A 6,782-nucleotide genomic window follows, 5' to 3' on the forward strand; every position below is an offset into this window, starting at 1 on the left:
AAAAGGTTCTGTCTCAGTTAGCGGCAGAACCTTTTAATTTTTGCTTTATCCTTCGTACAATCTGATTATTTGCCTGAAGCACAGCTGATCCAAATCATTTCAGGAAACCCTATCGCAACATATCTTTACACCAATGAAGCCATAAAAAGGGCTATATATTAACTTAAACGCAATACCATGAAAAAATTTATTACCGGTTTATTGGCTTTTGGGATAGCCAGTCTGGCATATTCTCAAGAGATCAAAGTAGAAGAATTATCTGAAGTTGTAGTAGAGGCTGTAAATTACAAGTATTTAAATACAACGGATAACAAAGAAGCTCCAGTACCTGTTAAAATGCTGGAACGCAAGGCAGCTGCCTACGATGTAACTACCAAGGATTATTATATGGATAACTATGATTATTATACTGTTTCATTTATTATTCCTGATGGGAAATTAGTTGCAGCTTACGGTCCCGATGGTAAAATTTTAAGAACCATTGAAAAATACAACGATGTTCCATTACCCGATGTAGTACGTCAAGCATTGCAGGACAGGTTTCCAAGTTGGGAAATTGTGAAAGATGTTTATCGTATTCGGTATGAGGATAGAGAAGGTGCCAAAAAGAACTTTAAGATTAAATTAAAAAATGGGGATAAAACAATGAGAGTTATGATGAGTGAAGACGGAGAATTTCTTTAGTACCCGTCCTTAATTGATATCAGAATTTTACCCCTGATGTTACTACTTTGCAGGGCCCGGCATTTTAAATTCCGGGCCCTTTTCAATACCCTACGCTATCTATAGAAGTTCATTTCATCTAAATAGGTCCAGACAGCGTCTGGCAGCATAGCCCTGATATTTTTACCCAACTTATGTTGTTTCCGAATAAATGTGGATGAGATTTCCATTATTGGGGCATTTACCCGCCGTACTTTTGGGTGTGAACTAAATTGATGCTCTGCAGAGCCTTCAGAAATACGGGGATACACATAAATTTCATGATTTTCCAATATTACTTCATAATTTTTCCATTTATGGAATCCCTTTAAATTATCCTCCCCCATTATCAGGCAGAATTGACGGTCGTTACCATATTTTTCTTCCAGGTGAACCAGTGTATTTATCGTATAATTTGGCTGTGTCAATTCAAATTCTATTTTGCTGGCCTTGAGTTTGGGATACTCTTTTACAGCCTCAAATACCATTTGGTAGCGATGATTGTTATCAAGTAAGGTCTTTTTCAATTTAAATGGACTCTGAGGAGTTATTACAAACCATACTTCATCCAGGTCCGAAAACTCAACCAAATAATTGGCAATAACTAAATGTCCTATATGTATCGGGTTAAAGGTCCCGAAAAAAAGTCCAATTTTCTTCATTTAAATATATGAACAATAGATTTAAAACGCTCTCAAAGGCCTTTCGGTTCAATAACTACTTTCTTTGTACCCCAATAAAATTCGCAACTAGATCATGTGCCTCATTAAGTGCCACATCCAAATCGTAGTTTTTGATAACTATATCAAACTGAGGTGCCGTGGCCAATTCTACTGAAGCTTTTGCAATTCGCATATTTATCTTATCATCACTTTCTGTGCTACGCTTTTTAAGCCTTATTTTAAGTTCGTCTACACTCGGCGGTTTTACAAAAACGGCCAGCGTCTTATTGGGGTATTTTCTTTTTATTCGCAATCCGCCGGCAACGTCTATATCAAATATTACATTCTTACCCTCCTCCCAAAGTCGCTCAACTTCACTTTTCAATGTCCCATAAAAATTATCCCTGTATACCTCCTCCCACTCCAGGAAATCATCATTTTTTATATGACTTTTAAACTCTTCTATTGAGATAAAATAGTAGTTTACCCCATCTTCTTCCGTACTTCTTCTTGGCCTTGATGTGGCGGAAACCGAAAACGCCAGATTTAATTCCTCCTGCTTCAATAAATACTCAACTATTGTTGTTTTACCACTTCCCGAAGGAGCCGCAAAAATTATAAGTTTACCTCCCTTCATCAGAGTACATTGAGCATTTGTTCCTTAATTTTTTCCAACTCATCCTTCATTTGTACAACAAGTTGCTGCATTGGGGCGTAGTTGGCCTTAGAACCTATCGTATTTATTTCACGTCCGATTTCCTGACTTATAAACCCTAGTTTTTTACCATTGGAATCGGCAGATTTCATGGTCTCGATAAAATAATCAAGATGATTTTTTAGGCGTACTTTTTCTTCTGTAATATCATATTTTTCCAGGTAATAGATCAATTCCTGTTCAAAGCGATTGGCATCGACTTCAGTCTTTAAATCGGAAACAGCTTTTTCTAATCTTTCACGGATTGTAGCCAACCTATCGGGGTCTATTTCAACGACCTTCCCTAGCAGATCCTTTATGGAAGAGATTCGTTCCTGGAAATCTTTTTCAAGTACTATACCCTCTTCAGACCTGAAAGCATTTATTTCTTGTAAAGCATTTTCCAAAGTATCCTGAATGACTTTATATTCAGAGTCATCAATATCTTCACGGTCGGTTTTAAGAGCATCCGGTAATCGTAGTGCCATTTCCATTAGCCTTAGGTCATCTCCGTCTGCAATAGACCTGAGCTGTTCCATATACTGCCTTAAAACCTCTTCATTTACTACAGAGGATGTCTCGTTCCCGGTAATTTCCACGTATAAACCAAAATCAATTTTTCCCCTGATCAACGAACTTGCAATGGTCTTTCTCAGTTGTAGTTCCTTCACGCGATATGCTGAAGGCATGCGGGCATTAATATCAAGGTTTTTACTGTTAAGGGATTTTAATTCAATGGTGATCTTTTTAGATGGAAGCTGTACAGTATGCTTCCCGAACCCCGTCATGGATTGGATCATAAATTATTTTTAATTTTCGTAAAGGTACTAAAATCTCAAAGTGATTTTTGTGTGCCCGGTGAATTTTGCTATAATTCCCTAACCCAAATATTCCTGTAGCTTACCCGGCTATTATCTCCATGATCCTGAAGTTTCAAGGGACCTTTGCCATGGGCCGGATTTTTTGGCCAACCGATGTAAGGTGTAGTGCCTTTTATCTCCACATGGTCCTGAACAAGCACCCCATTGTGAATTACAGTAATGGTTCCCGATTTTATTTTACCGCCTTCAGAATTAAACTCGGGAGCATGATAGATAATATCATAGGTGTTCCATTCCCCCGTAGGAACGGAAGCTTTGGCCAGAGGAACATGTTGTTTATAAATAGAAGCTACCTGTCCATTTACATAAGTGTCATTGTCATTGTTGTCCAAAACCTGGACTTCATATAACCCGGATAAGAATATTCCACTATTCCCCCTGTTTTGGCCCTCTCTTTGAATTTCCGCCGGTGACCTCCATTCTACATGCAACTGAACATCTCCAAATTTTTGCTTCGTCTGAATATCCCCGGTTTTGTCTTTAACTGTCATACTTCCATCATCATTTAAATGCCAAACCACTGCAGAACTATCGTTGGCCATTTCCCACATATCAAAATCACTGCCATCAAATAGAACAATAGCATCACTGGGAGCTCCATTATTCCCAATTGGGTTTACTATAGGCGGTACAGGTTCATAGAATTCGGTCTGTTCAGGTTCTGTAGGCTCTTCACCCATATATTCTTCATAAACTATTACCTCCTCTGCTATGCCTTCAACTGGTACTGGCACTTCTTCAGTAGCCTGTTTACACGCCACAATTAATAGTATAATTGCCAAAAAATAATATTGCTTCATAATTAGATTTCTTTCTTAGTTTAAACTCCCAGGATTTTCTTAAGCATTGTTTTATCTATATCTCCTCCGGCAAAATCATCAAATGTTTTTTCAGTGGCTTCAATGATGTGATCCTGAATAAAAATAGCTCCTTCCCGGGCTCCCTGTTCGGGACTTTTTATACAGCATTCCCATTCCATAACTGCCCACACATCGCATCCGTATTGCGTTAGTTTAGAAAAAATAGTTTTAAAATCAATCTGACCATCTCCAAGAGAACGGTATCTGCCTGCGCGGTCCCCCCAGTCATTATAGCCGCCAAAAGCTCCTTTTTTGCCGGTTGGGTTAAACTCTGAATCCTTCACATGAAAAGACTTAATAAATTCATGGTAATGGTCTATATAAGTGATATAATCTAATTGTTGAAGAACAAAATGGCTGGGATCATACAAGATATTTACGCGCTTATGATTTCCTGTTGCTTCAAGAAAACGTTCAAAAGTATCCCCATCATGCAGGTCTTCTCCCGGGTGAATTTCGTAACATACATCAACCCCTTCTTCATCATAATGATCCAATATAGGTAGCCATCTTTTTGCCAGTTCTTCAAAGCCCATCTCTACTAATCCCGGTGGCCGTTGTGGCCAGGGGTGCCATGTATGCCATAATAAAGCCCCGGAAAATGTTGCATGTGCAGTTATCCCGAGTCTACGGCTTGCTGTAGCAGCCTTTTTAACAACATCAATTGCCCATTCTGTACGCGCTTTTGGATTGTTTTTTACCGCATCGGGGGCAAAATTGTCAAACATAAGATCATAAGCAGGGTTGACCGCTACCAGCTGCCCCTGTAAATGGGTAGATAATTCGGTGATCTCCAAACCGTACGAATTAATCCTTCCTTTCAATTCATCGCAATAGGTCTGACTTTCAGCAGCCTTGTCCAAATCAATTAAAAAATGCTCCCATGTTGGAATTTGAATTCCTTTATATCCCAGGTCCGATGCCCATTTACACATCCCGTCAAGGGAATTAAACGGGGCTTTACTATCTACGAATTGGGCTAAAAAAACGGCGGGTCCTTTAATTGTTTTCATGATACGGTTCTGCTAGGTTAATCAATTTTGTATTTTATTAGGTTTCAAGAATTAAATCCTATATTTAATGGGTTAAAATTCTACTTGTATATCTTCATTTGACAAGTGTTAAATATAGCAATTACAACAGAATTAAAATAACAATATAGCATGAATCAGAAGGAGAAATATGATGCCATAGTCGTGGGTACCGGAATAACCGGTGGCTGGGCTGCAAAAGAATTATGTGAAAATGGTTTAAAAACGCTGGTACTGGAGCGAGGACGTATGGTAAAGCATATTGAAGATTATCCAACGATGAATATGGATACATGGGATCTTCCTAACAACAATGACCTATCCAGAGAAGACAGGAAAAAATACCATAAGCAAAAAAGAGTTAATTGGGCCCCCAAAGAAGATGTAAAGCATTTTTTTGTAAATGACCTGGAACATCCTTATGTTGAAACAAAACGTTTTGACTGGATTCGTGGTTACCATGTTGGAGGAAGGTCGTTAACATGGGGGCGTCAGAGTTACCGATGGAGTGATCTTGACTTCGAAGCTAACCTGAAAGAGGACATTGGGGTAGACTGGCCGGTGCGATATAAGGATATAGCTCCCTGGTATGATAAGGTAGAAGAATATATAGGAGTAAGCGGAGAAAAACTTGGTTTAAGCCATCTCCCCGACGGAAAGTTTCACCCTCCAATGGACCTTATGTGCCCGGAGGAAGATCTGAAAAATGTACTGGCTGAGGAGTTCAATGACGGTCGGTTGCTTACTATTGGTCGTGTGGCTAATATTACGGATAAAGAGCGTAATATAGAAGGAAGAACCCCCTGTCAGTATAGAAACAGATGTTGGCGTGGTTGCCCTTTCGGAGGCTATTTTAGTAGTAATTCTTCCACCCTGCCGGCGGCTGAACGTACCGGTAATATGACGCTACGTCCAAATTCTATCGTTCATGAGATCATATATGATGATACTACCAAAAAGGCAACCGGAGTACGGGTTATTGATACCGAAACTCATGAAAAATTAGAATTTAATGCTAAAGTGATCTTTTTGTGTGCCTCTGCAATGGCTTCTGTCGGAATTTTGCTGAATTCAAAATCAGGACGTTTCCCGGATGGTATTGGAAATAATTATGACCAGTTGGGTAGAAATATTATGGATCATCACTATCAGTTAGGAGCCTCCGCCCGGGTAGAAGGTTATTTGGACAAATTTTATAAAGGCAGGCGCCCAAATGGCTTTTATATTCCCCGGTTTGTAAATTTGGATGCGAAATCTTCGAAGAAAGAATACTTAAGGGGTTTCGGTTACCAGGGAGGAGCCAGTAGAGCAGATTGGACTGCCTCTGTTGCTGAATTGCATTACGGTGAAGACTTAAAAGAGGCAATATTAAAACCCGGTGGTTGGGAAATTGGCGCTACCGGTTTTGGCGAAATGCTGCCCTATCACGACAACAGAGTTACGCTGAGCAGAACCGAAAAAGACCAGTGGGGGCTTCCTCAGCTCGACTTTGATGTTGAATTCAAAGAAAATGAATATAAAATGCGGGAAGATATTCTTAAACAAATAACAGAAATGTTTGCAGCCGCAGGATTCAAAGACATAAAGCCCTATGAAAGAGAAACAGGCCCTGGTCTCGGCATTCACGAAATGGGTGGAGCACGCATGGGTTGGAATCCGAGAACATCCGTGGTAAATAAGCATAATCAAGTTCATGATGTGCCAAATATTTATGTTACTGATGGTGCGTTTATGAGTTCTGCCAGTTGTGTGAATCCATCACTTACATATATGGCCTTTACCGCCAGGGCAGTCAATCATGCTGTAAAAGAGATTAATGCCGGAAAATTTTCCTAAAACAAAAGTGCCTATTTTATGAAAAATACATCAGCTAGAAATTTGTGGGGAGACTATTTAGACAAGCACCTTGAGTATGCATTTTCACATGAACCCAAAGTATCAAAACTTGGTGA

The 6,782-nt window shown here is 39.5% G+C and carries 7 protein-coding genes; 2 read left to right on the forward strand and 5 right to left on the reverse strand.

The genetic code is table 11. The features are described 5' to 3' along the window. Positions 1 to 177 precede the first annotated feature (177 nt). Positions 178 to 684 carry a nicotinate-nucleotide adenylyltransferase gene (locus Q0X77_RS14885; RefSeq protein WP_297798618.1) on the forward strand — a complete coding sequence of 169 codons (507 nt, stop codon included), beginning with the start codon at positions 178 to 180 and terminating at the stop codon, positions 682 to 684. A gap of 95 nt (positions 685 to 779) precedes the next feature. Here the strand turns inward: Q0X77_RS14885 and nadD are convergent, their stop codons facing one another. The 5 genes from nadD to Q0X77_RS14910 all read right to left on the reverse strand — a co-directional run bounded on the left by nadD (position 780) and on the right by Q0X77_RS14910 (position 4,812). Next, positions 780 to 1,364 (reverse strand): nicotinate (nicotinamide) nucleotide adenylyltransferase, encoded by a 585-nt coding sequence (gene nadD, locus Q0X77_RS14890; protein ID WP_297798619.1) that lies wholly within the window; start codon positions 1,362 to 1,364, stop codon positions 780 to 782. Between the two features lie 55 nt (positions 1,365 to 1,419). After that, the gene (gmk, locus tag Q0X77_RS14895; RefSeq protein ID WP_297798620.1) at positions 1,420 to 2,001 is read right to left on the reverse strand and encodes a guanylate kinase; all 582 of its coding nucleotides are present in this window, start codon (positions 1,999 to 2,001) and stop codon (positions 1,420 to 1,422) included. Continuing rightward, positions 2,001 to 2,858: a YicC/YloC family endoribonuclease gene (locus Q0X77_RS14900; protein ID WP_297798621.1), complete on the reverse strand. Its 858-nt coding sequence runs from the start codon at positions 2,856 to 2,858 to the stop codon at positions 2,001 to 2,003. The genes gmk and Q0X77_RS14900 overlap by 1 nt, the downstream gene beginning before the upstream one ends. 68 nt (positions 2,859 to 2,926) lie before the next feature. Beyond that, on the reverse strand, positions 2,927 to 3,739 hold the full coding sequence (locus Q0X77_RS14905; protein ID WP_297798622.1) for a DUF1080 domain-containing protein: 813 nt from the start codon (positions 3,737 to 3,739) through the stop codon (positions 2,927 to 2,929). Positions 3,740 to 3,759: 20 nt separating this feature from the next. Continuing rightward, positions 3,760 to 4,812 carry a sugar phosphate isomerase/epimerase gene (locus Q0X77_RS14910; RefSeq protein ID WP_297798623.1) on the reverse strand — a complete coding sequence of 351 codons (1,053 nt, stop codon included), beginning with the start codon at positions 4,810 to 4,812 and terminating at the stop codon, positions 3,760 to 3,762. Positions 4,813 to 4,962: 150 nt separating this feature from the next. Here Q0X77_RS14910 and Q0X77_RS14915 point away from each other — a divergent pair, with 150 nt between their 5' ends. Continuing rightward, on the forward strand, positions 4,963 to 6,666 hold the full coding sequence (locus Q0X77_RS14915; protein WP_297798624.1) for a GMC family oxidoreductase: 1,704 nt from the start codon (positions 4,963 to 4,965) through the stop codon (positions 6,664 to 6,666). The last annotated feature ends 116 nt before the right edge of the window (positions 6,667 to 6,782 follow it).

This window comes from uncultured Eudoraea sp. (assembly GCF_947258925.1).
GTDB lineage: Bacteria > Bacteroidota > Bacteroidia > Flavobacteriales > Flavobacteriaceae > Eudoraea.